The organism is Vibrio cionasavignyae (assembly GCF_050337155.1).
In the GTDB taxonomy this organism is placed as follows: Bacteria; Pseudomonadota; Gammaproteobacteria; order Enterobacterales; family Vibrionaceae; genus Vibrio; species Vibrio nomapromontoriensis.
The window spans coordinates 12,905-38,871 of the sequence record NZ_JAKJSR010000015.1 but is presented as its reverse complement, the minus strand read 5'-3'; the positions used below and the strand labels follow the sequence as shown (position 1 = coordinate 38,871).

The window sequence follows — 25,967 nt, the reverse complement described above, 5'->3', positions numbered from 1 at the left end:
AGTATCGCTAGACTATGCCGTCACAAACGCAACCTAATCAAGCACAGTCGTAGTGTGTGCTTGATTAGATGGACCAAGCTTTTTGGGGCTTTATTTTTTTACTTCTTTCGCGTTTTTTGCTTCCTCTATCCATGCAGAAAATGTTGGTTTGTTTTCCTCTATCCATTTTTTCGTATATTCAGCGGCACTGTAACCGTCAGTATTACTGTTGTTTTGATGCCAGTTCTCTTTACTTATATCGCTGGTTGCTAGGCGCATTACTTCAAATAATCGGTGAATGTCTGCGTTGTGCAACACTAGGGACTTATTTGCGACAATATGTTGTGTATTGACTTCGAATCCGAAGTTACGACCATGAGGTAATGTGGTATCTATCTTTTGTCTAGAGCCTGGAAGTGCAGAAAATGGTACTTCAAGCCATACGGTATCTTCATTGGGAATTAAGGCATTAGCGACCCAGTTTGGTGTCCATGTGTAGTAAAGAATAGGTTTGCCATCTTGATAGCGCTGTATTGTCTCAGCCATAAGGGTGTCATAGTCCCCTTGGTGGTGTGACACGGTTTTAATAATGCCAAAACGCTCGATTTGATGATTGATAACTTCAGCGCAGCCCCAGCCTTCTTTACAACCAACTAAATCTGCTATCCCATCGTCAGTGTGATCAAATAGTTTGGCTATCTGAGGATCTTTAAGTTGGTCAATATGCGTTATATCGTATTTCAGGGCCGTTTTTTTGTCGATCATATAGCCCTGAGCGGATCGTGGAACATAGTTCCCCCCAAGATAAAGCGATTTACTGGCATTGGCAGCACGGTACTTGTCTTGATGAAGAGGTAGCCATCCTGCAGCGAAAAAAGCTTCTGGGTGTGCGCTGACATATAGATACGCTTCGTCATAACTCATAGTTTTTGTTGGGGCGATTTCATATCCCAACTGTTTTAAGCTTTCGATAACCAGCATGGTTTGAAAACTTTCTTCCGAAATATCTGATTGAATAGGTTGCAGGGTCGGTTGAGGGGCTGCTGGCAGTAGTGCGGAAAAAGTGAGAGTAATAAATAGCTTAGCCAACAGCATGATACGGGTAACTTTCATTCAAGCCATCCTTTACGTTAATGTGTTGACTAAACTATAGGTGCATAATTACGTGGTCGCGAATTTATATCGTAAGACGACCAAAGTGGTCTTTTATCCTTCTAGACCAGCAGTTGCCTGCTTGTTTTGAATAAGCTCAATCATGTAGCCATCAGGATCTTTTACAAATGCGATCTGAGTTGTGCCACCTTTAACAGGTCCCGGCTCACGAGTCACATTGCCACCTGCCGCTTTAATCGCATCACACGTTGAGTAGATATCATCAACACCAATGGCAATGTGTCCATAAGCAGAGCCTAGTTCATACTCAGTCACACCCCAGTTATAGGTGAGCTCAATAACGGAACCTTCAGACTCATCACCAAAACCTAAAAATGCGAGTGTGTATTTATACTCGGTATTTTCATTTTTACGCAGTAGGTTCATTCCAATCACATCGCTATAGAAAGAAATCGATTTATCCAGATCTCCTACGCGTAGCATGGTATGTAAAATACGACCGTTTGACATGCATTGCTCCTTAATTGTCTTTGTATAGCCAATACTTGTTTATGTAAACACGATGATTTGTCGCATCGTTTGGTCTATACGTCGGTTTTGTCTTTAAATTCACATAAGTCTTCGATGATGCAGCTGCCACAGCGAGGCTTTCGAGCTACACAGGTATAGCGACCGTGTAGAATTAACCAGTGGTGAACATCTAGTTTGAATTCTTTCGGTACGACTTTTAATAGTTTGGTCTCGACGTCATCAACGGTTTTACCCATTGCTAACTTAGTGCGATTTGAAACGCGGTAAATATGAGTATCAACGGCGATAGTGGGCCAGCCGAAAGCGGTGTTGAGTACGACGTTTGCGGTTTTACGCCCTACACCCGGTAGCGCCTCTAAGGCTTCTCGGTTCTCAGGAACCACGCTGCCATGCTGCTCAATCAATATGCGGCAGGTTTTAATGACGTTTTCTGCTTTTGAATTAAATAAGCCAATCGTCTTTATGTACTCTTTTACTCCATCAACACCTAAAGCCAAGATCGCTTCTGGTGTGTTAGCGATAGGGTAGAGCTTATCTGTCGCTTTATTTACACTGACGTCGGTGGCTTGCGCTGACAGCAGTACTGCGATCAATAACTCAAATGGACTACTCCAGTTGAGCTCTGTTTCAGGTTTAGGGTTATTCTCTCGAAGCCTTTCTAGGATTTCTCTTCTTTTTATATTATTCATGACTTGCTAACTTTTTCTTCCGGTGAATAAACGCTCTGTGCCATACATATTTTGAATCATGCATATGTTTTGAATCATACATATACGCTGAATTATATCTATAGTCTTTACAATAATGCCCCAAAAATTGGGGCATTATTAGGCGTGATTAGTTGGTGACTCTTGCTCGCTCAATCGTTGGCTTTTCTTGTGTTGGTTGACGCATTGCTATTTTACGATCGATGACGTTTTTAAGGGCAATAAGAAAACCAACGCCAATGAACGCTCCCGGTGGCAGCAGGGCGAGCAAGAATTGGCTATCAAACTGGAACAGTTGAATTCTAAGCGCTAACGCCCAGTCACCCAGAAGTAAGTCTGCACCATCAAACAAGGTACCGTTACCTATGATTTCGCGCATTGCGCCTAAAACAACCAGAACCGCAGTCATGCCGAGCCCCATCCATAAACCGTCGAGCGCGGCTGGCAGAACTTCATTTTTCGAAGCAAAAGCTTCGGCGCGTCCAATGATGATGCAGTTGGTCACGATCAATGGGATGAAGATACCAAGTGACAAGTACAATCCATACGCGTAGGCATTCATGAGTAGCTGTACACAGGTTACGAGCGCCGCAATAATCATGACAAAAACCGGGATTCTAACTTCTTTTGGCACATAATCGCGTATGAGCGAGACGGTGACGTTAGAGCCGACTAATACCGCAAGAGTGGCCAGCCCTAAACCAAGCGCATTGGTTATGGTCGAAGAGACTGCTAATAGGGGGCATAGTCCTAGCAGCTGAACTAAAGCCGGGTTGTTATCCCACAAGCCGTTTTTTGCGAGTTGTTTTGACGTACTCATGATTCATCTCCACAGTTTAGTGGCTGCTTTAATAGATTAGCTTGGTTGGCATTGACAAAACTAACGGTGTTTTTTATCGCTTTGACCACGGCTCGTGGCGTAATCGTCGCACCAGTGAAGGAGTCAAATTGCCCACCATCTTTACGCACTGCCCACTCGGACTCATTGTCTTGGGTGACTTGCTTTCCAGCGAAGCCCAATATCCAATCGGTGATCCTTAAATCGATTTTATCACCAAGCCCAGGGGTTTCTTGGTGCGCCAAGACTCGAGAACCTAAAATGATCCCGTCAGTATCAATACCAACAATAATACGAATTGCACCATTGTAACCATCCGGCGCGACACTTTCGATTGCCATTGCGGTAGGTACGCCCGCTTTGGTCGCGATATAAAGTGGCTGAGCAGCGTCACTACCAAGTAAGGGATCACGCACTAGCGTACAAGAGGCATAGAGTTCGTTATCGTGTAGGTCATGTGGAATAACCTCATTTAACGTTGCCTGCAATTGAGCTCGTTCTTGCGCGAGAATTTGATCTTTTGTGAGATATTGAGTCAACGCGACCACACCAGTCGAGGCGCAAGCGAAGATTGCAAGTATAAGCCCATTTTTACGAATCGAATTTAACATAGCCATTAATGTCCGTAAGTTCTAGGTTTAGTGTAGTAATCAATAAGTGGTACGCACATGTTGGCAAGAAGTACCGCGAAAGCGACGCCATCTGGAAACCCACCCCAGGTACGTATGACAAAGACCATAACCCCTATAAAAGCGCCGAATATTAATCTGCCTTTAACCGTTGTCGATGCTGATACCGGGTCAGTAGCAATGAAAAATGCCCCCAACATTGTTGCACCGGATAATAGGTGTAGCAATGGTGAGGCGGATTCGCCAGGGAAGACCAGAGCAAATAAACCACTGATTATCACCAACGCACCGAGGAAGGCAACAGGGATATGCCACTGAATAATGCGTAGTTTAAGCAGCACCAGTCCGCCGGCTAAATACGCCAAGTTTACCCACTCCCAGCCGATACCCGCTAAACCGGAGAAGATCGGTTGCTGAAAAATTTCTGTGGCAGTGTAACTGTTTTTAAAGCCTGTTTTTAATGCATCCAGTGGCGTCGCCATCGTAATGCCATCAATTCCAGTTCTAATTTGCTGTAACGAGTAGCCATCTACGTCAAAGCCGGTAAAGATCAGCGAAAACGTATCTTGGAACGTGATTGACTCACCGCTCAGAGAGAGTGGGGTAATCCAGCTGGTCATTTCTACAGGGAATGAAATAAGGAGCACGACATACGCGACCATCGCGGGGTTAAATGGGTTTTGCCCCAGTCCGCCGTAAAGATGTTTAGCGATAATAATCGCAAAAATTAAACCGATGACAACCACCCACCATGGCGACATTGGCGGGATAGCTATCGCTAATAACCACGCAGTAACTAGCGCGCTATAATCGCTAAGCGCCCGTTTTGGAGAGCGTTTGCGAAGCAGCATCACCAACGCTTCAAGCGCTAAGCCAATGACAAGAGCCAAACACAGCTGGATAATGGTGCCCCAGCCAAAGAAGTAGCTTTGGGTGAGTAAGCCCGGTAGTGCACACAGTGCCACGCCTTTCATGAGATCGGGGGTACGCTTGCGATTGTGCGCATGCGGAGAGCTAGCAATAAAGAACGCCACTAGTTGTTCTCCTTATCTTGTTGTTCATTTTTAATCTTACGTGCCTTTGCACGGGCAATTGCCGCCGCAACTGCGGCTTTTTTCGGGTCACTGCTAGCCGATGCTGCATCGTCTGAATCTGGCTGAGTCTCGCTTGGCGTGACAGGTTGCGCAGGCTTTTCTGCTTGCTGCGCTTTGCGTGCCTTTGCACGGGCAATTGCCGCCGCAACCGCGGCTTTTTTCGGGTCACTGCTAGCCGATGCTGCATCGTCTGAATCTGGCTGAGTCTCGCTTGGCGTGACAGGTTGCGCAGGCTTTTCTGCTTGCTGCGCTTTGCGTGCCTTTGCACGGGCAATTGCTGCCGCAACAGCCGCTTTTTTCGGGTCGCTGCTGACCGATGCTGCGTCGTCTGAATCTGGCTGGGCCTCGCTTGGCGCGACAGGTTGCGCAGGCTTTTCTGCTTGCTGTGCTTTACGCGCTTTTGCACGGGCAATTGCCGCAGCAACCGCAGCTTTTTTCGGGTCACTGCTAGCCGATGCTACATCGTCTGAATCTGGCTGAATCTCGCTTGGCGTGGCAGGTTGCGCAGGCTTTTCTGCTTGCTGTCCTTTACGCGCTTTTGCTCGGGCAATTGCCGCAGCAACCGCAGCTTTTTTCGGGTCACTGCTAGCCGATGTTACATCGTCTGAATCTGGCTGAGCCTCGCTTGGCGTGACAGGTTGCGCAGGCTTATCTACTTGCTTCGCTTTGCGTGCTTTCGCGCGGGCAATTGCCGCCGCAACCGCGGCTTTTTTCGGGTCACTGCTGAGCGATGCTGCGTCGTCTGAGTCTGGCTGAGCCTCGCTTGGCGTGGCAGGTTGCGCAGGCTTATCCGTTTGCTGCGCTTTACGCGCCTTCGCACGAGCAATTGCAGCAGATACAGCGGCTTTTTTCGGGTCTGAGTCGATGGTTTGTTCTGATTGCGATAGTGTTACTTCTGCTTCAGATGCTTGTTGTGCCTTACGGGCTTTTGCACGGGCAATAGCGTCGGCAACCGCTGATTTTTTATCATCGGATTGAGCGGCATTATCTGCAGCAGATTGGCTTGCTTTTCGCTCTCGAGCGAGGCGTTTACGCTCTTCCCTTAACTTCGCCATCTCACTGTTATCGGGCTCTGCGGAATCGGAGGCTTTTGCCGCTGCTTGCTTGGCTTTAGCACGAGCGATTGCCGCCGCTACGGCAGGTTTTACTTCGTCGTTTTTAGGTTCAGCTTTTTGTGCTTTCACTCTTGCAATTGCCGCGGCAACGGCATCATCACCATTTGAGGTCGCCATCTGTTTACGACGATCATCGGCGGCTTTTTTAAAGCGGTTTTCTCGTTCAGCCTTATCTCGTTCCAAGCGCGCTTTTCGCTCTTCAAACCGCACTCTTGCGCGCTCTGCTGCTTCGGCTTCTTTTGTCCGAGTTCGGATCTCAGCTTTTGCTTGGCGATAGTACTGAACCAGTGGGATTTCACTTGGGCAGACAAAAGCGCAGGCTCCGCACTCTATACAGTCTTTGAGGTTTAGTTCTTCACATTTATCGAATTCTTGTGATTTTGCGTACCATTGAAGTTGCTGCGGTAACAACGAGGCAGGGCAGGCTTCTGCGCATTGGCTACAACGTATACATGCCATCTCATCTTGGCGTGGGTCAATCTCACGAGAGGTTGGCGCCAAGATACAGTTAGACGTTTTGGTAATCGGCACATTTGCGTGCGGAAGAGTGAATCCCATCATGGGGCCACCCATAATTAAACGGGGGGCTTTTTTGTCCGCTTTATAACCAAACTCATCGAGCAGTGATTGCACCGGGGTACCGATTCTCGCCCAGACATTTTGCGGTTGTTTAAAGGCTTTTCCGGTTAGAGTGACCACACGCTCTAAGAGAGGCTCTGCATTGCAAATAGCACGCTTAATCGCGTACGCGGAGCCAATATTTTGCACTAAAAGGCCAATATCTGCCGGTATACCACCAACTGGAACCTCTAGGTTAGTCAGTATTTTAATTAACTGTTTTTCGCCACCGGATGGGTATTTTGTTGGGATCACACGAATGACGATATCGTCATCTTTTGCGGCAACTTCCAAGGCTTTAATAGCGTCAGGTTTGTTATCTTCAATGCCAATAATGGTCAGTTTCGGCTGTAAAATATGCTTGAGGACTCGGATTCCTTCAATGACATCGTCAGCGTAGTCTTGCATGAGTCGGTCATCGGCGGTGATATAAGGCTCACACTCAGCAGCGTTTAAGATCAGGATGTCTGTTCTTTGTAAACCTGCTTGAATTTTCTTGGCGGTGGGAAAGCCTGCTCCACCCATCCCTGAGATACCCGCTTGACGAAGTGTTTCAATAAGTTGCTCAGGTTGCGATAAGTGATAGTCGTTTACAGGCTCTCGCTCGATCCACTTATCTTCGCCATCAGGTTTAATGATGATGCATAAATCAGTCAGTCCGGAAGGGTGAGCGACCGTTCTTGGCTCAATCGCTATGACTTGACCGGATGTCGGTGCGTGAACTGGTAGCATAAACGCCGCGTTCACTTCACTCAGTGGTTGGCCTTTTAATACCAGACTGCCCACTTCAACTAGCAAATCTCCGGGTTTACCGATGTGTTGCTTAATAGGGATCACCAACTCAGCAGGAATTGAAGCGCGAGAGATAGCTTTCTTGTTGGACTGCTTTTTATTTTCAGCTGGATGGACTCCACCTGGGAAATCCCATAATGAGCCAGATTGAATTTGTTCAATAAGTGACAACATACCCTACCTACTGCTTATTTGGCTGAGTGTTTGAATCGGTAATATTAACCACCGGAATGGTATTTAATTGCCATTTCCAAGTATCAACGGTGGCCTGGACTGGAATCATTTCAATACAATCGGTTGGGCAAGGCGCAACACACAGATCACATCCAGTACATTCATCCTTTATTACGGTATGTAATGCTTTAGTGCCGCCAACAATGGCGTCAACCGGACAGGCTTGAATGCATTTGGTGCAGCCAATACACATATCTTCATGGATAAACGCGACTTTTTTCAGCGATTTCTCATCATCATGGGCGGAGCTTTCGACTTCAACGCCCATTAAATCGGCGAGCTTCTCAATGGTAGCTTGACCGCCAGGAGGGCACTTATTGATAGCATCGCCATTTGCGATAGCTTCCGCGTAAGGTTTACATCCTGGGTAGCCACATTGACCACATTGCGTTTGCGGCAAAATAGCATCAATTTGTTCGACAATAGGATCGGCTTCCACTTTGAATTTAATGGAGGCGAAGCCAAGTATTGCGCCAAAAAAGGCGGCGAGGACGACAATCGCCGTTACTGCAATAATTATCGCGCTCATTACAGTTTCACCAAGCCAGTAAAGCCCATAAAGGCAAGAGACATTAGCCCTGCTGTGATCATTGCAATGGACGCACCTTTAAACGGAGCTGGCACATCAGCAGCCGTGATACGTTCACGCATAGAAGCAAATAGAATTAACACCAATGAAAAACCGACAGCCGCACCAAAACCATAAATTATGGACTCCATGAAATTATGATTTTCATTAATGTTGAGCAATGCAACACCTAGTACGGCACAGTTGGTCGTAATAAGTGGCAGGAAAATACCCAGAAGGCGATACAAGGTAGGACTGGTTTTGTGAACGACCATTTCAGTAAATTGCACAACAACGGCAATAACTAGGATAAAACTCATGGTTCTTAGGTACTGAATACCAAGAGGAATGAGAATATAAGTTTCAACAAGGTACGCACACACTGAGGCCAAGGTAAGGACGAACGTCGTCGCCAACCCCATGCCGATTGCGGTTTCTAATTTTTTTGATACACCCATGAAAGGGCATAAGCCAAGAAATTTTACCAGTACAAAGTTATTGACGAGGACTGTGCCCACAAGCAATAGGAAATATTCGGTCATAATAGTAAGTGTAAAGAGCTCCGATCTGGTTATTATCGTGCTTTGTGTGGCTAATAACAACCAATGAAACATAAGGTTTTATTGGTTTGTCGTAAATTTATTGGTTTCTAGCAAATTTGTCGGACTTCTGGTCAATATTGTTCGCTTCTTGTGAACAGTCTGGGTTCTATCTGAAATGGTTAGCGCTTAGAGATATTGATTCGTCTTACGAGAGTTTGTCCACTTTGGGTGTGATGGCCAGTGTCAAAGACTTTAGAATTGATGACATCTAGAACGAAAAAAGCCGCATCAGATGATGCGGCTTTTCGAATTTGGCTCCCCCTGCAAGACTTGAACTTGCGACATACGGATTAACAGTCCGCCGTTCTACCTACTGAACTAAGGGGGAATTGCTTTAGCGCGGCGAATATTAGCGATAGCGAGGTTTTGAGTCAATGGTTTTTTCAAAAAAATAAAAACAAAATATTCTTAGAAATATCTTTACTTTCTTGGATGCCTTATCAGATATGAGGTGTTTTTAGTTATCCACCAAAATTGTGGATAAAGGTGTTAATTGCCCGGTACAAAAGTTATTAACTGACATAAATGAAAATAAGGAGTGTGAATAACTTGCAGGGGATGTTTGTAAAGTTATTGATTTTATTGTGTTTTTCTGGGTTTTTTAAATAATTTAGAGAGTTGAGTTATTCTCATAATTGAGAGTGTTCTAAAAATTTGGGGACAAGCCGTGGATGAAATTTACGATCAACACGTGGCAGCTTGGAGTAGGAGGGCGATTAATATACCTAAACTCGCGGAGAAAAGCGAGCAAAGAGTTGCAAAAGTAGCGGAGTAACGGCGACAATATGAGCGGGATAAACAAAGGACTCGGTATCATGGCAAAACACTTCGAATTAGTTTCAGATTATCAGCCCTCAGGCGATCAACCCGCTGCTATTGAGCAGTTGCTAGAAGGTCTTGATTCTGGTCTCGCGCACCAAACCTTGCTAGGGGTCACGGGTTCGGGTAAGACTTTTACCTTGGCAAACGTAGTCGCAACGGCACAGCGCCCTGCTATCATTCTTGCTCCAAATAAAACACTAGCTGCGCAGTTGTACGGAGAGATGAAGGCTTTTTTCCCGAATAACGCTGTAGAGTACTTTGTTTCTTACTACGATTATTATCAACCAGAAGCGTATGTGCCAACGACGGATACCTTTATTGAAAAGGACTCTTCCGTTAACGCCCATATTGAGCAGATGCGTTTGTCTGCAACCAAAGCATTACTCGAACGCAAAGATGCCATTATTGTTGCGTCTGTTTCTGCGATTTATGGTCTGGGTGATCCGCAGTCGTATTTAAAAATGATGCTACACGTGACTCGAGGAGATGTGCTGGATCAGCGAGATATTATCCGCCGTTTGGCTGAGCTTCAGTACTCACGTAATGATGTTGCGTTTGAACGTGGTCAGTTCCGAGTTAGAGGTGAAGTCATTGATGTATTTCCTGCCGAATCCGATCAAGAAGCTGTCCGGATTGAGATGTTTGATGATGAAATCGACTGTATTAGTCTCTTTGACCCGTTAACGGGGGTTGTCGTTCAACGTGACCTTGCCCGCTATACCATTTACCCTAAAACTCACTACGTAACGCCAAGAGAACGTATTCTTGAAGCGATCGAAGAGATAAAAGTAGAGCTAAAGTCTCGCCAGGCTTACTTAACCGAAAATAATAAATTACTCGAAGAGCAACGAATTTCTCAGCGCACTCAGTTCGATCTTGAGATGATGAATGAATTAGGCTTTTGCTCGGGCATCGAAAACTACTCACGTTATTTGAGTGGTCGTAGTGAGGGTGAGCCGCCCCCGACGCTATTTGATTATTTACCTGCTGACGGTTTACTCATTATCGACGAATCCCACGTGACAGTTCCACAAATCGGGGCGATGTATAAAGGCGACCGTTCTCGTAAAGAAACGTTAGTGGAATATGGTTTTCGTTTACCATCGGCACTGGATAATCGTCCGATGAAATTTGATGAATTTGAGATGCTGGCACCGCAAACGATTTATGTTTCTGCCACGCCTGGTAATTATGAAATGGAAAAATCAGTGGGTGCGGTGGCGGATCAAGTTGTCCGCCCTACTGGCTTGTTAGACCCAGAGCTTGAAGTGAGACCAGTCGCGACTCAAGTGGATGACTTGCTATCGGAAGCCAAGAAGCGAGCGGCAAAAGACGAGCGTGTGTTGGTGACGACGTTGACGAAGCGTATGGCAGAGGATTTAACAGAATATCTGAGCGAACATGGCGTACGTGTTCGTTATTTGCACTCTGATATTGATACCGTTGAGCGAGTAGAGATAATCCGCGATCTTCGTTTAGGTGTGTTTGATGTCCTTGTCGGGATCAACTTGTTACGAGAAGGTCTTGATATGCCTGAAGTTTCGCTGGTTGCCATTTTAGACGCCGATAAAGAAGGTTTCCTTCGCTCTGAACGCTCGTTAATCCAGACGATAGGTCGTGCCGCGAGGCACTTAGAAGGTCGCGCTATTTTGTACGCGGATAAGATCACTAAATCGATGGAAAAAGCGATGGGCGAAACTAGCCGACGTCGTGAAAAACAGCACGCTTACAATGAGCTTAATGGATTGGTCCCAATGGCATTGAAAAGAAATGTTAAGGATATTATGGAGCTGGGCAGCGCGACGAAAGCCCGTAATAAGCAACCGTCTAAGCAAGTACCATTATCAAAAGTAGCGGAGCCATCTCAAACTTATGTTGCAATGTCTTCTCAAGACATTGAGAAACAGATCCTCACACTTGAAGGGGAGATGTATCGCCATGCTCAGAACCTTGAATTTGAGCAAGCCGCCCAAAAACGTGATGAAATAGAAAAGCTTAGAGCACATTTTATTGCTAACAGTTAACAAAACTCGCCATCTTTGTTAGTGTGCTCAAATATTGGTCATAGAAGTGTTGGCCATAGATTAGAATTAGCCTTAGACGTTATGCTCAGTTTGCATTCGTTTATCATGATAGTAGTTAGGAATTATGCAGCAGATTATTAGTGAGCCAAAATCTCGGTATCTATTAATGGTAGAAGATACCGCTTCCGTTGCCGCGCTTTATCGCTCATACCTGACACCGCTCGGTATTGACATTAACATCGTTGGTAATGGGCGAGATGCGATCCAGAGCCTTGCTCACCGCACTCCAGATTTAATATTGCTCGATTTGCGTCTACCGGATATGACTGGAATGGATGTTCTTGATGCTGTTCGCGAAGTGAACCCTAATGTGCCAGTTATTTTCATGACGGCACATGGCTCTATCGATATAGCTGTAGATGCAATGCAACATGGTGCGCAAGACTTTTTAATTAAACCTTGTGAAGCTGACCGGCTACGTGTCACGGTGAATAACGCGATTCGTAAAGCGTCAAAAATGCGCAATGAACTTAATGAAACGGGTAGCCCAAGCTATCAAGGGTTCATTGGTAGTAGTCAGACAATGCAGGCGGTGTATCGTACAATCGATTCGGCAGCGACCAGTAAAGCCAGCATTTTCATCACCGGTGAAAGTGGCACCGGCAAAGAAGTATGCGCGGAAGCGATCCATGCAGCGAGTCGACGTGGTGATAAACCTTTTATTGCGATTAACTGTGCGGCCATCCCTAAAGACCTGATTGAAAGTGAGCTATTTGGTCACGTTAAAGGCGCGTTTACCGGGGCGGCCACCGATCGCCAAGGCGCAGCGGAGCTTGCCGATGGGGGCACGTTATTTCTCGATGAGCTGTGTGAAATGGATTTAGAACTGCAGACCAAATTACTGCGTTTTATTCAAACCGGAACCTTTCAAAAAGTAGGATCGTCGCGAATGAAAAAAGTCGACGTCCGCTTTGTATCTGCGACTAACCGAGATCCGTGGAGGGAAGTGGAAGAAGGGCGTTTTCGTGAAGATCTGTATTACAGATTATATGTGATACCGCTGCATTTGCCGCCGCTTCGAGAGCGGGGTGAAGATGTCATTGAAATCGCGTACTCATTGCTTGGTTTCATGTCGCACGAGGAAGGTAAGAGCTTTGTTCGTTTTTCTCCTGATGTTATTGATCGGTTTATTCAATATGAATGGCCAGGCAACGTGAGGCAGTTGCAAAATGTTCTGCGCAACGTGGTGGTGCTTAATCAAGGCAAAGAGATTTTATTGGACATGCTACCTCCACCACTCAATATTCCCGTTGAAGCGAAAGTGGTGACCATTGAGCCGGTCGCTAATATGGCCTTTCGACCGCAAGACATTGTCCCACTTCATCAAAGTGAGCGAGCGATCATTGAACAAGCTATCGAAGCCTGTGACGGAAATATCCCTATTGCAGCGGGCTATTTAAGTGTTAGCCCATCCACCATTTATAGAAAAATCCAAGCATGGAATGCCAGTGAGAAAAATACATGAATTATATGAATCACGATAAAGTGAAAAAATTAGGTTCTGAGATTGGAATGGATAATCTGCCTATTTTGCTTGGTATTTTTACCGGGGAGCTCGTGACCTATCAAGATCAGTTAACAACAGGGACGCTGAGTGACAAAGTGGCGTGCATGAAAGAAATCTCCCATGCGTTAAAAAGTAGTGCGGCCAGTTTTGGTGCTGAGGCGTTATGTGATTTTGCGCTTGCTGTCGATAGTGATGCAAAAGAACATGTGTTGCAGAACGACCAAAGCCGTATTGATGCGATGCTTACTCACTTACACGCAACGCATGGACAATATACTGAATTCTTGAATGGTTTGGATTGAATCGAGAATGAACGTAAGCTCATAACAAACTTAAGCTCATAGCAAACCTAGCAGGGTAAACCCCTAGGTTTGTTATGGGCCATAATTTGCTATCGAACTTGAAGTGGTAAACTCACGGTTTGATACTCAATGAAGCATCTGAGACTACTCTGATGACAACAGAGAGGTGATAGCATGCTTGAGCTTTTCACGATCATGGCGCCAATCGCGATTTGGCGAAGCAAGAGGTCGCGTGATGCATGGCCAATCTTCCATGAGCTCCGGATGCACTTCTTCACCAAGAATAATATCTAGCTTTCGGCCTTGTAGCGCACGTTCGCACCACTCTAGTTTTTGCTTCAACGTCATTCTTCCTGCCGGCCCGTATTCAGGCGACAAGTTCTCGACAAAAACAATTTTTGCCTGCTTGTTTTGATTCATCGCCTTGCTGATATCTGCGAGCAGTAATGGCGGCATAATACTGGTTAAAAAGCTGCCAGGGCCAAGAATAATACAATCGGCTTGTAATATGGCTTCCACCGCTTCTTTTGTTGCTGGCACAATCGGATCCAAGTCTAAGCGTTGTAAATCTTGCTCCATTTCGTCGACAGAGGTTTCACCAGTGACCCAGCTTCCTTCGACCGATAGCGCGGTAAGATCAGAAGGGTGTTCAGACATTGGAATAATATTGACGTCAACTTTAAGCATGCTCCGGATCAAGTCGATGGCCTCTAATGGACGAACCGACAAGTTATCGAGTGCGGTGAGCATGAGGTTGCCCAGATTGTGACCGTTTAGCTCTCCGGCGCCGCGAAAGCGGTATTCAAACATCATGGAGCTAATTGAAGGCTCGGTGATCAATTGATTGATACAGTTTCGAGTATCGCCCCATGCAATGCCACCTTGGCAGTCACGGATACGACCAGTGGAACCGCCATTATCGGTTGTCGCAACGATACCCGTTGCGTTGGAACCAAAATCGGCTAATGCCGCCAACATACGCCCAAGTCCATGACCGCCGCCAATTGCCACGACTTTTTTTGATGAATATATGCTCATCTTATTCTTCTTTTATGAATTATCTTATCTATACAAGATAAGGGAATTTGTTCAACTGATATACTCAGCTACAATAAAAATGATGAATATGTAAGGTTTTTTTACATTAGAGGTAGAAAACCATACTGTAATTGAGTATTTTACTCATAAAGCTGTCCTCGTGAAAATAGCGAAGATTGCCATAACTCCGAGCTCTACACGCTAAGTCTTCGCTGGTATAAGCCAAGATACGCCTCTAGAGCCAGTGACAAGTTGTCACCAGGGCAGAATTGGAAATGATTTTGCCTCCCGTATTTGGAAAGGTGTTCCGTGGCGCAACAATTTGAAGATAAATTCCATCGCAAGTTTTATTACTTGCGCTTGTCTGTTACCGATGTGTGTAACTTTAAATGCACTTATTGCCTCCCTGATGGCTATAAGCCGCCCGGTCAAAAACGACCGGCTTTTCTGACGCTTCCAGAAATTAAGCGCGTGGTTACTGCGTTTGCTGATTGTGGTACGTCCAAGGTTAGGATCACGGGTGGTGAGCCTAGTTTAAGAAAAGATTTCCCTCAGATTATCGAGACCGTTGCTAATACCCCTGGTATTGTCAAGGTCGCGACGACGACGAATGGCTATCGCATGGCTAAACAAGTCGATCAATGGCAGAGCGCCGGTTTAACCCATATCAATGTTAGCGTAGATAGTCTTGATCCTCGTATGTTTTACCAAATAACGGGTGAAAACAAGTTTGCCGAAGTGATGCAAGGTATCGATCGTGCGCTTGAGATTGGCTACAACCAAGTCAAGGTCAACGTCGTATTGATGAAAGATCTTAATGCCAAAGAACTTCCAGCTTTCCTTCGTTGGATCAAAGATCGTCCTATTCAGTTAAGATTCATTGAGCTTATGCAAACGGGTGAGATGGATGACTTGTTTCAAAAGCATCATGTATCCGGTGTCGACATCCGCAATCAACTTATCGCTAATGGCTGGATTTTAAAAGCCAGAAGCGAAAACGATGGTCCAGCACAAGTTTTCGTACACTCGGATTATCGTGGTGAGATTGGTTTGATCATGCCGTATGAAAAGAACTTTTGTGAAAGCTGTAATCGTCTAAGAGTCTCTGCGATGGGCAAGCTACACTTGTGCTTGTTTGGCGATCACGGTGTAGAGTTGCGAGATTTGCTACAGCAAGATACTCAAGAACAAGCATTGATCGAGCGCATTCAAGCGCAACTGCAAACTAAATCAGTGAGTCATTTCTTACAGGATGGAAATTCTGGAATGACACCTCACTTAGCTTCAATTGGCGGCTAGTTCGTACTGAGTCGCTCCATAAATTATAAATAAATTTTGATAGGGTGAACAAATCATGGGTCACGCAGAAAGTAAATTTGTGCCAGCTAACATTGCAGTGTTAACCGTTTCTGATACACGTACAGAAGACAACGACACATCGGGTCGTTATTTAGTTGAGAACTTGCAAGACGCAGGGCATACCCTTGCGGACAAGAAAATTGTTATTGATGACATCTACCAAATTCGCGCTATCGTTTCACAGTGGATCGCGGATGAATCGGTACAAGCTGTGATGATCACGGGTGGTACGGGATTTACGTCTCGTGATAGCACGCCAGAAGCATTAGTCCCGTTGTTTGATAAGCAAGTGGAAGGTTTTGGTGAGCTGTTCCGTCAAGTTTCTTACGAAGAGATTGGCACATCAACGATTCAATCTCGCGCCATTGCCGGTTTTGCTAATCACACGGTGATTTTTGCTATGCCTGGTTCAACGGGCGCTTGTCGCACAGGTTGGACGAAGATTATTAAGCAGCAGATGGACGCGAGCCATCGCCCTTGTAACTTTATGCCACATCTAAGTATCTAAGGGAGCTGGAATGTCAGAGTTTACTCATATTAATGCGTCAGGCGAAGCCAATATGGTGGACGTTTCTGCCAAAGCAGAAACCGTACGCGAAGCTCGCGCAGAAGCGTTTGTTCACATGGCACCTGAAACATTAAAGATGATTACTTCTGGAAATCATCACAAAGGTGACGTGTTTGCGACCGCTCGTATTGCTGGTATTCAAGCAGCGAAGAAAACATGGGATCTTATTCCTCTATGTCACCCGTTGCTGCTATCCAAGGTTGAAGTTCAACTAGAAGCTATCGAAGCCGAAAACAAAGTTCGCATAGAGTCTGTGTGTAAGCTGGCGGGTAAAACTGGCGTAGAAATGGAAGCCCTCACTGCAGCGTCTGTAGCAGCGCTAACGATATATGACATGTGTAAAGCTGTGCAGAAAGATATGGTGATTGAAAACGTCCGTTTACTTGAAAAAACGGGCGGAAAATCGGGACACTTTAAGGTGGAATCATGATTAAAGTACTGTTTTTCGCACAAACACGTGAGTTGTTAGGCACTGATAGCGTAGAGCTTGAAGGTGAGTTCTCATCCATCGAAGCGGTACGTGCTCACTTAGCAAATCAAGAAGGTAAGTGGTCACTTGCTCTTGAAAGTGGCAAGTTATTGGCCGCTCGTAATCAAGATATTGTCGCGATGACCGAAGCTGTGATTGACGGTGATGAGATAGCGTTTTTCCCTCCTGTGACTGGTGGCTGATATGAAGCCAAGAGTAACAGTACAAGCCGACGACTTTAACGTGGGTGAAGAGTATGACGCTTTAGCTCAAGGTACCGCATCGGGCGCTGTAGTGACGTTTGTTGGCAAAGTGCGTGATATGAACCTTGGTGATGATGTGGTTGGGCTTTCTCTAGAGCACTACCCAGGCATGACGGAAAGATCGTTGGAAGCTATCTGTGATGAAGCTGAAAACCGTTGGTTACTCAACGGAATCCGTGTGATTCATCGTGTTGGTGATATGGACGCTGGCGATCAAATTGTATTTGTTGGTGTATCGAGTGCTCATCGCGGCGCGGCTTTTGAAGCGTGCGAATTCGTGATGGATTACCTTAAAACCAAAGCGCCATTTTGGAAAAAAGAACGCACGACGCAATCAACGCGTTGGGTTGATTCTAGAGAGTCCGATGCTCAAGCTGCCTCAAGATGGCAACAAGAAGACTAAGTGTTTCAAGGAGAATAAGCGTTCAATGGCTGATTAAATAGGCGAACAAAAACGTTATCGTTCGATTAAGCTATTAAATAGAAAAGCACACGTATCCAATAATCCGAATTGGATACGTGTGCTTTTTTGTATGTGCGGTTATCGCCACTCCTCAACAGTTAGTTGAGCGTATCTAAATAGGCGCTGATAACCTGCTGCACACCATTTTCGCTGTTACTTGGCGCACTGAATTTTGCATACGTTTTTACTTTTTCGTGTGCGTTGTCAACAGCATAAGAATGATAGCTGGCCTGCAGCATCTCTACGTCATTAAAGTAATCGCCGAAACTCATGGTTTGTTCGTGTGTAAAGCCAAGCGTTTCTTGGAGGTGACGTATCGCTGTGCCTTTTGAAGCTTGGGCATTCATGACATCGAGCCAGATCTTGGCGCTGACGACGACTTGATGGTCATGGCCAAATCCTTTGTCGATAGCGGGGAATACGTGCTTTTCTGTACCATCAAAATGGCAAATGGCGACTTTAATGAAATCATCATCAACACTGAGTAAATCTGAAACAGATTCACGGCGGTGGTAGTACTTGGCAATCTCTTCTAGTGCCTGACTATCATCTGTTTCTATGTAGGCTGAACGCTTTCCACATAAAACGACATACGCGTTAGGGATTTTGCGAACTTCAGTAATGATGCGATGAATAGCTGATTTGTCTATTTCACAACTATACAGCTCTTTACCTTGGTGCATGACAATCGTGCCGTTTTCAGCGATAAACATCATCTCATCTTGAATTGGCGCAAAGGTTTCTAACAGGCTGTAGTACTGGCGACCAGACGCAGCACAGAATAGGATGCCTTTGTCACAGATTTGGCGGTGTAGGTCCAAGAAATCAGCGGGCAGCTTACCTTGTGGATCAAGCAGTGTTCCGTCCATATCAGAGGCAATAAATTTTATGTTATTAGTAGGCATTCGCACTTTCTCGTTAAGGGTACTGGCCGATTATAAGATGATTCAGTTTCATGTCATAGCGTGAAACTGAATCGTTAAAGGGCTATTTGTTACATCGAGACGTTTTGTAACGAAAGTTACGATAGTAAGCGGAATATTTAAGTCCCATTTCTGTGTTGTACTCACCAGCCCAATTACTAATTTGTGGGTCGATGGCCCAAACATTCATCATGGCTCTGAGTTTCGTGTCCGATTTCATTGGAATCGGAAGGTGTTTTGAGTGCCTGACCTTATAAACAATCTGGCCATCGATAAACCAGCGGATGACGCGGTGGTTCCATTCAATAGCATAGGTATGGAAATCTTCAGAGGCATCAAAATCCAAATAATGAATGTATTCGTTTTTCTGTTCATAGCTATTATCGTTAGTCCAAAAGTTAAACTGGACTAAATTAGTATTGGAACCAAGAAATTCGATGTCAATTTCGTTGTGAAGCCCATTACCATCATCAGGTTGATCATAAGGACCAGCAAACAAGAAAAAGGCACTTATGACACCGTCGGCTTTTATCGGCTTAATGTCTACTTGAAAGCAGCCATTACCGTAAAAATCTAATGTCCTAATTTCCCCAGAAATGATATCCAAATAGCCATGATTGTCTTCAGTATTCTCTAAGTGTATCGCCATTCCACTTGGACTAAACTCAACTTGACTATCTTGCCAGCGGTTTAGAAAGGGGTATCCATTTTCCCAATCGTGAGCGAGAAACCAGCGTGAACGGTCTAATTCATTGAAACCGTCTGAAAATGGGGTGTCAGCATATGACAGCGAGCTCAGCCCTGCGGTGAGTAGCACTAGGCATTCTTTTTTCATCAGTTATGTCCTTGCTTTAGGCGTCAATAATTCTTCCGTAAACATAACTAGTGTGACGGTTTCTAGAAAAAACTGACGTCTAGTTTTTGAGAAATAGCCAATAAGATGCTGAGCAACGTTATGATTACTCAGCGGGCAGCTAGCGTAAGTCATTGAGGTCGCACAGATATGATGAGGTATGTCGCTTTAGAAAATTAGAGCTTGCGAGAAGAGGCGGCTGAATTACAATTGGTGACTAGTTAGTTAACGCAAGATAAGGGAATGAGCTTGTCAATTATTAAAGAATGTATCAGAACCGTCGGCAGAGGCTCTCGCGGGCGAGGTCCACTAACACAAGAACAAGCCAGAACAGTCATGCAGCAATATGTCGACGGCCAAATCGACGATGATCAAGTGGCGATGCTGCTCATGCTCATTCGTGTAAGAGATGAGACCGCAGAAGAAATCGCTGGATTTGTTGAGGCATTGAAACCGAAAAATCACCATGTTCAAGCTGATTTCGATTGGCCTTTGTACGCAGGAAAGCGCGTAGGTCAAATGTCGGGTAAGCCTTGGCATTTACTTGCCGCGAGTATTTTGGCGGAAAACGGCGTAAAAGTGTTGCTTCATGGCGATCTGGATAAAGAAAGTGAGCGTATTCATGCTCGCGACTGCCTGTTGTCACTCAACATCACCAAGGCAGACGACATTGAGCATGCTGGGCAAATGTTAGCGCAGCAAAATATCGCGTATTTACCGCTCAGCCACTTCTCACCGTTAGCGAAACGAATGCTAGATTGGAAGCATCGCTACGGATTAAGAACGCCTATCAATACGGTGATAAGAGCACTGAATCCGGCAAATGCCCCCTATGGAATGAGAGGCAGCTTTCACCCTGGCTTTCAAGAGTTACATGCTCAAATAGAACACTTGCTCGTTCGTCATGCAGGAAGTGAACATGAATACAAGCGCATGTTGTCTTTTAAAGGACAGTCCGGGGAAACGGAGTTTAACCCTAAGGTAAGCCAAACCGTGTGGTGGGTAGAGGGCGATTCGGTGCATTCAACCTATATCGAAGAAACGATGCAGGACAGAGAAGTACCGAAATATTGTCCGTTTGAGACGCCGCAAGATGAATGGCAACTCATGGCCAATACCGTTGTGGCAACGCTAGCTGCGGCACTTTTCACCATGTCAGGCGATTATTCATTGTCGGTATCAAAAGCTGAATCGTATTGGTCTGCGTATTGTCGCAATACTTATACAACGGATTTAAGCCAGTCTTTAAAAACGTGCTAAACCATGAATAGCAGTTTGCCGTATTATTTGAGCTGACGGTTATCTAGGCGCTAGCGCACTGCTTTCCGAGTAACCAAATCACTCGTTTTGGTTACTCGCTATTGTGTCTGCCGCCATGCTAATCGTTTTATTCATTTTCCAAGGAATTCAATGAATGATGTCTAAAGTCAGCTTGTTGCAAATCGATGAAAACTCTCCGCTAATTAGTGCCTTAGCGTCCATGTTTCACTCTGAATGGCCTGACTTTAAGGTCAGTGACTTAGGTATTTCAAATCCAGAAGTCCCATTACCCATTGCTGCTTTATCAGATGGTAAGTTAATTGGTGGCTTGGCCTTTTCCCTATTTGAGGAGCCGGGATGCACTCATAAAGTCGTTTGGTTAAACGCCGTCTATGTTAGGTGTGATTTCCGTGGGCAAGGAATAGCAAGCCAGCTGATTCGATATGCTCAAAGACAACTCAAACCCTCTCAATCTGGTCTGTATGCATACACAAATGTTCCAGCCCTGTATCAATCACTGGGTTGGTCAGAGATTGATACAGAGTCGGAGCCAAACCATAAAGTCATGAGAGTATCTCGAACCCCTCAACGACAGGTTTAGAGCGCTTTAAAGGACAGACCCCGAAAGCATGATTTAGTTTCTATCGGTGACTTATTGCCGGGAATACTCGATGTAAAGGACGGTCGTGAAAGGTTTGTTAGAAATGCCTGAGCTCTCCTTACGTTCTATCCTAAGACTTATATTCTAATGTCTTCGCCCTCATTTCATACTTAGCCGAGCTAAACATTTACACACAGTTTTGTGTTAAAAATTTGTTGATACCAAGTATATTAATAATTACTCTGATGATGAATTATTGAGGAGAGCAAAGATGGCTACATTTCAATTTTACCAAAAAGATAAAGTACTATTACACTTGGATGTCAGTAGTCCATCATTTTTAGCAGAAAGTGAACAACTCATTGATCAAGGGTTTGAGTGCATTGGTGATATTGTAGAAGCCGAAAATAGTCAGATAGCGCATGAAAAATTTAAAACGATTCATGGTGATGAATTAAAAGTTTTGGCGAAATCGCAATTGGTGGTGGGAGTTGTTACCGCGGGAACTGCTGGGCTGTAAAGCTGAAGTATTGCGTCATATAGGCGTTAGTCAGTACAAATGTTTTTCAATTGCACTGACGTTCGCTTAAAGTCTATCGGTTAATAAGAGAGCTAAACCAATGGTCGTGGGTTATTATGGTTACTCTCTGTTTATCAAATCACATCGGTGCGTTGCATGAATTTCGCTTCAGCCTTTGAGTAGCACTGACCATCTAACATTCGGGTAAATTGAAATTGCCGTGTGTTGGTTGCAAAAGGCAGGCAGAAAATGAAAGCAATTCGAGGGCGTAAGCTTTAATCCCTCTCGTGCTAATTTCCTAACTTCCTTACTTCCTTACTTACGTTATGCCTTCATAAAGTGCTCTTCCAACGTTTCACTATTAGCTTCTGAAAGTAGCGCCATAAACCAGTCAATATCGAGCTCCGATAGGGTTGTTTTTACCACGAAGGCGCAATGAAGCGATTGTGATGTGAGATGTGCCTGCCTAAACCCTAGCGAAGCGTCACCCCCATCCACCGATAGTGTTTTCTCTGCGTCGATACGCATGTAATCAGTGAGTGCCACGATCAACTGCATTGGATTTTTCTGCGATGCAATCCGATATAAATACCCTCCGGAGACCTTTTGTTGCGCCCAATAGTCGATGTTACTCAGGTTCAAAGGGAGTTGGCTAAAGAGCAGAGCTTCACACCGTTGTGGCCATGCTGATAGGGATACTGGCGTGTGTTTGAATTCAGGTTGACCAGAGTTAACGTCTGAGTTTGGCTCAATGAGCGAACAAGGTTTACCGTTGCTGGCGGTTGAGTTGTTCCAATGTATCGGCATAAACAGCTGGTTTGGTGTCATAGCGGTAGAGCAATGAACACGGGCTTGAATGGCTGTTTGAGTGTTGTTTATGCTGGCGATGTGTCCATGCTTAACGCCGAAGCGTTGTGCGGTATCAGGGTGAACGGTGACATACGGCTCAGGTGAATGGCTTGCCAGACTGGTTGATAATCCGGTACGGCTCATGGTGTGCCAGTGATCACGTGCTCGTCCACTGTTAAGAATTAACGGTAACTCTCGAGAGGGGCTACTTCTCGGTGCCTGGTGGCGAACGGCAATAAATTGCGCACGCTTGTTGGGAGTAAAAAATTGATTATCGCTAAATAAACGGTGGTTGACGATCTCAGATTGTCGCTCTGTGACTGGCCATTGCTGGGGGGACAATCGGCTATAGCCTTTATCATCAAGTGAAGTGAGACCAATCAGGTTGAGGTCGCGTTGGCCTGCCTCATTGCCGAGTGTTGTCATCATGGCGTATTCGCTGAAAATTTGTCCTTCATGCAAGTAATTAAACGCTGAGGCAAAGCCCATTTTTTTCGCGACCTGACTGATGATCCACCAATCTGGTTTTGCAAGCGCAGGGCTTGGCAGGAGGCGGCGTTGGCGTGAAATACGTCGCTCTGAATTGGTCACGGTACCTGATTTTTCACTCCAACCTTGAGAGGGGAGGATAACGTCAGCGAACTGGGTCGTTTCGGTATCTTGGATGCAGTCCGACACGACAACGAAGGGACACTGACGCAGTGCTGCTTGGATCTTTTGGCTATCAGGAAGGCTCACTACAGGATTGGTGGCCATTATCCATACCGCTTTGATTTTGCCAGATTCAATGGCATCAAACAGTTCAATAGCTTTTAAACCGGGCTTGGTGGCCAGTTGGCTGGTTTGCCAATAGTCTTGGATAAGGGATTGGTGTTGTGGGTTATCAAACTCCATGTGACTGGCGAGTGTGTTGGCAAGGCCACCCACTTCTCGACCGCCCATTGCATTTGGCTGACCAGTTACAGAGAAGGGCCCTGCGCCAGGCTTGCCTATTTTGCCTGTCGCTAAGTGACAGTTGAGTATGGCATTCACTTTGTCTGAGCCTTGGCTGGATTGATTCACGCCTTGAGAGTATACGGTGACGACCTTTTCAGTCTTGGCAAATAATGTATAGAAACGCTCAAGCTTTTCTAAATCAAGCCCTGTTACCTCTAGGGTGTTTTTTTCAGTGTTAGCCATCTTCAGCGCGGCATCAAAACCGTCGGTGTAAGCGTCGATATAGTCATGATTAAGGTGTTTGTGAGTACAAAGATACGCCAATAAGCCATTGAACAACGCCACATCGGAGCCAGAGTTAAGGGCTAGGTGCAGATCTGCGATCTCACAGGTGGCCGTCTCTCTTGGATCAATGACGACAATGTTCATAGTTGGGTTTTGCTGTTTTGCGAGGCGAAGACGCTGAAATAACACAGGGTGACACCATGCGAGATTTGAGCCTGTGATAATCACCAGTTCGGCCTGCTCTAGATCTTCGTAACAGATGGGAACCGTATCGGAACCAAATGCTCGCTTATGACCCACGACACTCGATGCCATACATAGCCGCGAGTTACTGTCGATATTACCGCTGCCTATGAAACCTTTCATCAGCTTGTTTGCTACGTAGTAATCTTCGGTAAGCAGTTGTCCAGAAACGTAGAAGGCGACGGAGTCGGGACCGAATTGCTCAATAGTGCGGGTAAACTGGGTCGCTACGTGCTCGGTGATGGTCTCCCAATCACTGACAGTGTCTACGTGTGTCGTAACCTTGCCAGATTCTTCTAGAGCATGGTTGACTGCTTCGGTGCTATTCGTGGGGGCTTTCGTCAATGAGCGAAAGAGTGGGAAGCGTGCTCGTCCATCTTGAATCACGGTCTCACCTAGCGCAATGCCCTTACTGCAAAGCTTGCCATAGTTTGATGGATGAGATTTATCTCCCCTTACTTCGAGCAATCCTTTCGCGGTAGGTCGTGCTTCTATTCCACACCCTACACCACAATATGGGCACGTTGATTTAGTCCAACTACCATCATCCATAATTTTCTCTCTCTGTTCAGAGTTAATCCACGATATGTATGAGTGAGCAAGTTCCGCGCCATATCGCCTTAAAGTATGGTGAGGCTAAGTTTTCACAATAAAAGTTATATAAATCAATGGATAAAAACAGTACCACTAAAGTGGTATGTGGTGATTTTTAGCCTATCTCTGAAGTAAACTTGAGAAGATGCACTGTTTTGGAAGTAAATGCACTAAAAGTGCTCAAAAATGGGGGTTAATTGTGTTTTTGGCGACAGGGCTTTGATTGAAGACTTCAGGGTTGTTGTTGGTAGTTAATTGTTTTTAAAGTGATTTGTTGATTATTTTCCATAGGGTCTGTTGTGTTGGCACTGTCTTTGCTCAAGCTATAGTAGACAAAATGAGAGTGAGTCATTGAATGACCATGGAGTGCTATATGAAAGGATTCAGCCATCACGCCACTGTTTCGCTGATTGGTGCAGGACCGGGAGATCCCGACCTGCTAACCATTAAAGCGATGAAAGCCATACAAGCCGCAGACACGATCATATTTGATAATTTGGTCAGCGAGCCGATTCGAGACTTATTTCCTAGCACAGCCACGTTAATTTTTGTTGGAAAGCAGAAAGGTTGTCACAGTTCGACTCAAGATGAGATCAACCAAACATTACTAGCGCGAGTGAATGCAGGTGAGCGAATTTGCCGGGTTAAAGGAGGAGATTCATTTGTGTTTGGCCGCGGTGGTGAAGAGATGCTGTGGCTTAGTCAACATGGTATCGACGTTGAGGTTATCCCTGGTATTACGGCGGCGTCCGGTTGCACAACGTATTCTCAGATCCCGCTTACCCATCGCGGGTTAGCACAAGGCTGCACATTCATCACTGCCCATGCAGAGCATGACTTAGAAGTGCGTTGGGATGCGTTAGCCAAATTGAACCAAACATTGGTGATATACATGGGCTTGACCAAGACGCAGCTGATATCCACGGCGCTTATTGATGCTGGCATGGATCCTAATACACCTGTGGCATTGATTGAAAAAGGTTGTTGTCCCGAGCAGCGTACGCTTATTGGTACGTTGGACGAACTGGATGCATTGAAGCAGCAGCACAAGGTGCAGTCTCCAGCGCTTATTGTCATTGGTCAGGTGGTGACCGTCGCTGAAAAAATGCAGTGGCTAGCACAACGCTCAATGAATGCCGTAATGGATGAATCAGCAGTCGACACTGAACTGCGAAGATTAAAACTGACAGCTTAATATTTTTAAAAGG

25 protein-coding genes, 1 tRNA gene and 1 riboswitch are annotated in these 25,967 nt (G+C 45.5%); of the genes, 12 read left to right on the top strand and 14 right to left on the bottom strand.

Annotation, left to right across the window (positions count from 1 at the left end; all coding sequences use genetic code 11):
- Window positions 1-90: 90 nt before the first annotated feature.
- The 10 genes from proX to L4D74_RS11710 all read right to left on the bottom strand — a co-directional run bounded on the left by proX (window position 91) and on the right by L4D74_RS11710 (window position 9,148).
- Window positions 91-1,092, bottom strand: coding sequence for a glycine betaine/L-proline ABC transporter substrate-binding protein ProX (gene proX, locus L4D74_RS11755; protein ID WP_428752291.1), 1,002 nt, complete (start codon window positions 1,090-1,092; stop codon window positions 91-93).
- A gap of 93 nt (window positions 1,093-1,185) precedes the next feature.
- Window positions 1,186-1,602, bottom strand: a complete 417-nt coding sequence (gene gloA, locus L4D74_RS11750; RefSeq protein ID WP_428752290.1) for a lactoylglutathione lyase — start codon at window positions 1,600-1,602, stop codon at window positions 1,186-1,188.
- Window positions 1,603-1,676: 74 nt separating this feature from the next.
- Complete coding sequence (gene nth, locus L4D74_RS11745; protein ID WP_265675251.1) at window positions 1,677-2,312, bottom strand: endonuclease III; 636 nt, start codon at window positions 2,310-2,312, stop codon at window positions 1,677-1,679.
- A gap of 148 nt (window positions 2,313-2,460) precedes the next feature.
- Entirely contained in the window at window positions 2,461-3,150 is a 690-nt protein-coding gene (locus L4D74_RS11740) for an electron transport complex subunit E (protein ID WP_250616963.1), read from the bottom strand.
- Window positions 3,147-3,779 (bottom strand): electron transport complex subunit RsxG, encoded by a 633-nt coding sequence (rsxG, locus tag L4D74_RS11735; RefSeq protein WP_428752416.1) that lies wholly within the window; start codon window positions 3,777-3,779, stop codon window positions 3,147-3,149. Before rsxG ends, L4D74_RS11740 begins: the two co-directional genes overlap by 4 nt.
- Before the next feature lie 5 nt (window positions 3,780-3,784).
- Complete coding sequence (gene rsxD, locus L4D74_RS11730; protein WP_428752289.1) at window positions 3,785-4,831, bottom strand: electron transport complex subunit RsxD; 1,047 nt, start codon at window positions 4,829-4,831, stop codon at window positions 3,785-3,787.
- Window positions 4,831-7,590 carry an electron transport complex subunit RsxC gene (rsxC, locus tag L4D74_RS11725; protein ID WP_428752288.1) on the bottom strand — a complete coding sequence of 920 codons (2,760 nt, stop codon included), beginning with the start codon at window positions 7,588-7,590 and terminating at the stop codon, window positions 4,831-4,833. Before rsxC ends, rsxD begins: the two co-directional genes overlap by 1 nt.
- Before the next feature lie 7 nt (window positions 7,591-7,597).
- Window positions 7,598-8,179: an electron transport complex subunit RsxB gene (rsxB, locus tag L4D74_RS11720; protein WP_428752287.1), complete on the bottom strand. Its 582-nt coding sequence runs from the start codon at window positions 8,177-8,179 to the stop codon at window positions 7,598-7,600.
- Window positions 8,179-8,760, bottom strand: a complete 582-nt coding sequence (rsxA, locus tag L4D74_RS11715; RefSeq protein ID WP_250616967.1) for an electron transport complex subunit RsxA — start codon at window positions 8,758-8,760, stop codon at window positions 8,179-8,181. Before rsxA ends, rsxB begins: the two co-directional genes overlap by 1 nt.
- A 312-nt stretch (window positions 8,761-9,072) precedes the next feature.
- Window positions 9,073-9,148 (bottom strand) — tRNA-Asn (locus L4D74_RS11710).
- A 487-nt stretch (window positions 9,149-9,635) separates the two neighbouring features.
- On the opposite strand from L4D74_RS11710, the gene uvrB reads away from it, so the two are divergent.
- The 3 genes from uvrB to L4D74_RS11695 all read left to right on the top strand — a co-directional run bounded on the left by uvrB (window position 9,636) and on the right by L4D74_RS11695 (window position 13,535).
- On the top strand, window positions 9,636-11,666 hold the full coding sequence (gene uvrB, locus L4D74_RS11705; protein WP_428752415.1) for an excinuclease ABC subunit UvrB: 2,031 nt from the start codon (window positions 9,636-9,638) through the stop codon (window positions 11,664-11,666).
- A gap of 124 nt (window positions 11,667-11,790) precedes the next feature.
- Window positions 11,791-13,191 carry a quorum-sensing sigma-54 dependent transcriptional regulator LuxO gene (gene luxO, locus L4D74_RS11700; protein ID WP_428752286.1) on the top strand — a complete coding sequence of 467 codons (1,401 nt, stop codon included), beginning with the start codon at window positions 11,791-11,793 and terminating at the stop codon, window positions 13,189-13,191.
- The gene (locus tag L4D74_RS11695; protein ID WP_428752285.1) at window positions 13,188-13,535 is read left to right on the top strand and encodes an Hpt domain-containing protein; all 348 of its coding nucleotides are present in this window, start codon (window positions 13,188-13,190) and stop codon (window positions 13,533-13,535) included. Before luxO ends, L4D74_RS11695 begins: the two co-directional genes overlap by 4 nt.
- A gap of 144 nt (window positions 13,536-13,679) precedes the next feature.
- Here the strand turns inward: L4D74_RS11695 and yvcK are convergent, their stop codons facing one another.
- Window positions 13,680-14,573 (bottom strand): uridine diphosphate-N-acetylglucosamine-binding protein YvcK, encoded by an 894-nt coding sequence (yvcK, locus tag L4D74_RS11690; protein ID WP_428752284.1) that lies wholly within the window; start codon window positions 14,571-14,573, stop codon window positions 13,680-13,682.
- Between the two features lie 173 nt (window positions 14,574-14,746).
- A riboswitch (molybdenum cofactor riboswitch) is annotated at window positions 14,747-14,894 on the top strand.
- Here yvcK and moaA point away from each other — a divergent pair.
- From moaA to moaE, 5 genes are all read left to right on the top strand, one after another.
- Window positions 14,883-15,872, top strand: a complete 990-nt coding sequence (moaA, locus tag L4D74_RS11685; RefSeq protein WP_428752283.1) for a GTP 3',8-cyclase MoaA — start codon at window positions 14,883-14,885, stop codon at window positions 15,870-15,872. Its footprint overlaps the riboswitch before it by 12 nt.
- A gap of 55 nt (window positions 15,873-15,927) precedes the next feature.
- Window positions 15,928-16,440: a molybdenum cofactor biosynthesis protein B gene (gene moaB, locus L4D74_RS11680; protein ID WP_250616973.1), complete on the top strand. Its 513-nt coding sequence runs from the start codon at window positions 15,928-15,930 to the stop codon at window positions 16,438-16,440.
- 10 nt (window positions 16,441-16,450) lie between these two features.
- Entirely contained in the window at window positions 16,451-16,930 is a 480-nt protein-coding gene (moaC, locus tag L4D74_RS11675) for a cyclic pyranopterin monophosphate synthase MoaC (RefSeq protein WP_239941082.1), read from the top strand.
- A complete protein-coding gene (gene moaD, locus L4D74_RS11670) occupies window positions 16,927-17,172 on the top strand; it encodes a molybdopterin synthase sulfur carrier subunit (RefSeq protein WP_428752282.1) in 246 nt (81 codons plus the stop codon). The genes moaC and moaD overlap by 4 nt, the downstream gene beginning before the upstream one ends.
- Window position 17,173: 1 nt before the next feature.
- Complete coding sequence (moaE, locus tag L4D74_RS11665; RefSeq protein ID WP_428752281.1) at window positions 17,174-17,635, top strand: molybdopterin synthase catalytic subunit MoaE; 462 nt, start codon at window positions 17,174-17,176, stop codon at window positions 17,633-17,635.
- A gap of 158 nt (window positions 17,636-17,793) precedes the next feature.
- On the opposite strand, the gene L4D74_RS11660 is transcribed toward moaE, so the two are convergent.
- Window positions 17,794-18,600 carry an HAD family hydrolase gene (locus tag L4D74_RS11660; protein WP_428752280.1) on the bottom strand — a complete coding sequence of 269 codons (807 nt, stop codon included), beginning with the start codon at window positions 18,598-18,600 and terminating at the stop codon, window positions 17,794-17,796.
- A gap of 82 nt (window positions 18,601-18,682) precedes the next feature.
- Window positions 18,683-19,453 carry a family 16 glycosylhydrolase gene (locus tag L4D74_RS11655; protein WP_428752279.1) on the bottom strand — a complete coding sequence of 257 codons (771 nt, stop codon included), beginning with the start codon at window positions 19,451-19,453 and terminating at the stop codon, window positions 18,683-18,685.
- Window positions 19,454-19,720: 267 nt separating this feature from the next.
- On the opposite strand from L4D74_RS11655, the gene L4D74_RS11650 reads away from it, so the two are divergent.
- The 3 genes from L4D74_RS11650 to L4D74_RS11640 all read left to right on the top strand — a co-directional run bounded on the left by L4D74_RS11650 (window position 19,721) and on the right by L4D74_RS11640 (window position 21,852).
- Window positions 19,721-20,731, top strand: coding sequence for a glycosyl transferase family protein (locus L4D74_RS11650; RefSeq protein ID WP_428752414.1), 1,011 nt, complete (start codon window positions 19,721-19,723; stop codon window positions 20,729-20,731).
- A gap of 157 nt (window positions 20,732-20,888) precedes the next feature.
- On the top strand, window positions 20,889-21,332 hold the full coding sequence (locus tag L4D74_RS11645; protein ID WP_428752413.1) for a GNAT family N-acetyltransferase: 444 nt from the start codon (window positions 20,889-20,891) through the stop codon (window positions 21,330-21,332).
- Window positions 21,333-21,603: 271 nt separating this feature from the next.
- Complete coding sequence (locus L4D74_RS11640; RefSeq protein WP_428752278.1) at window positions 21,604-21,852, top strand: hypothetical protein; 249 nt, start codon at window positions 21,604-21,606, stop codon at window positions 21,850-21,852.
- Window positions 21,853-22,176: 324 nt separating this feature from the next.
- On the opposite strand, the gene L4D74_RS11635 is transcribed toward L4D74_RS11640, so the two are convergent.
- Window positions 22,177-24,717 carry a molybdopterin oxidoreductase family protein gene (locus L4D74_RS11635; protein WP_428752277.1) on the bottom strand — a complete coding sequence of 847 codons (2,541 nt, stop codon included), beginning with the start codon at window positions 24,715-24,717 and terminating at the stop codon, window positions 22,177-22,179.
- A 415-nt stretch (window positions 24,718-25,132) separates the two neighbouring features.
- Between L4D74_RS11635 and cobA the strand changes: the two genes are divergently transcribed.
- Window positions 25,133-25,954, top strand: a complete 822-nt coding sequence (cobA, locus tag L4D74_RS11630; protein WP_428752276.1) for a uroporphyrinogen-III C-methyltransferase — start codon at window positions 25,133-25,135, stop codon at window positions 25,952-25,954.
- Window positions 25,955-25,967 lie beyond the last annotated feature (13 nt).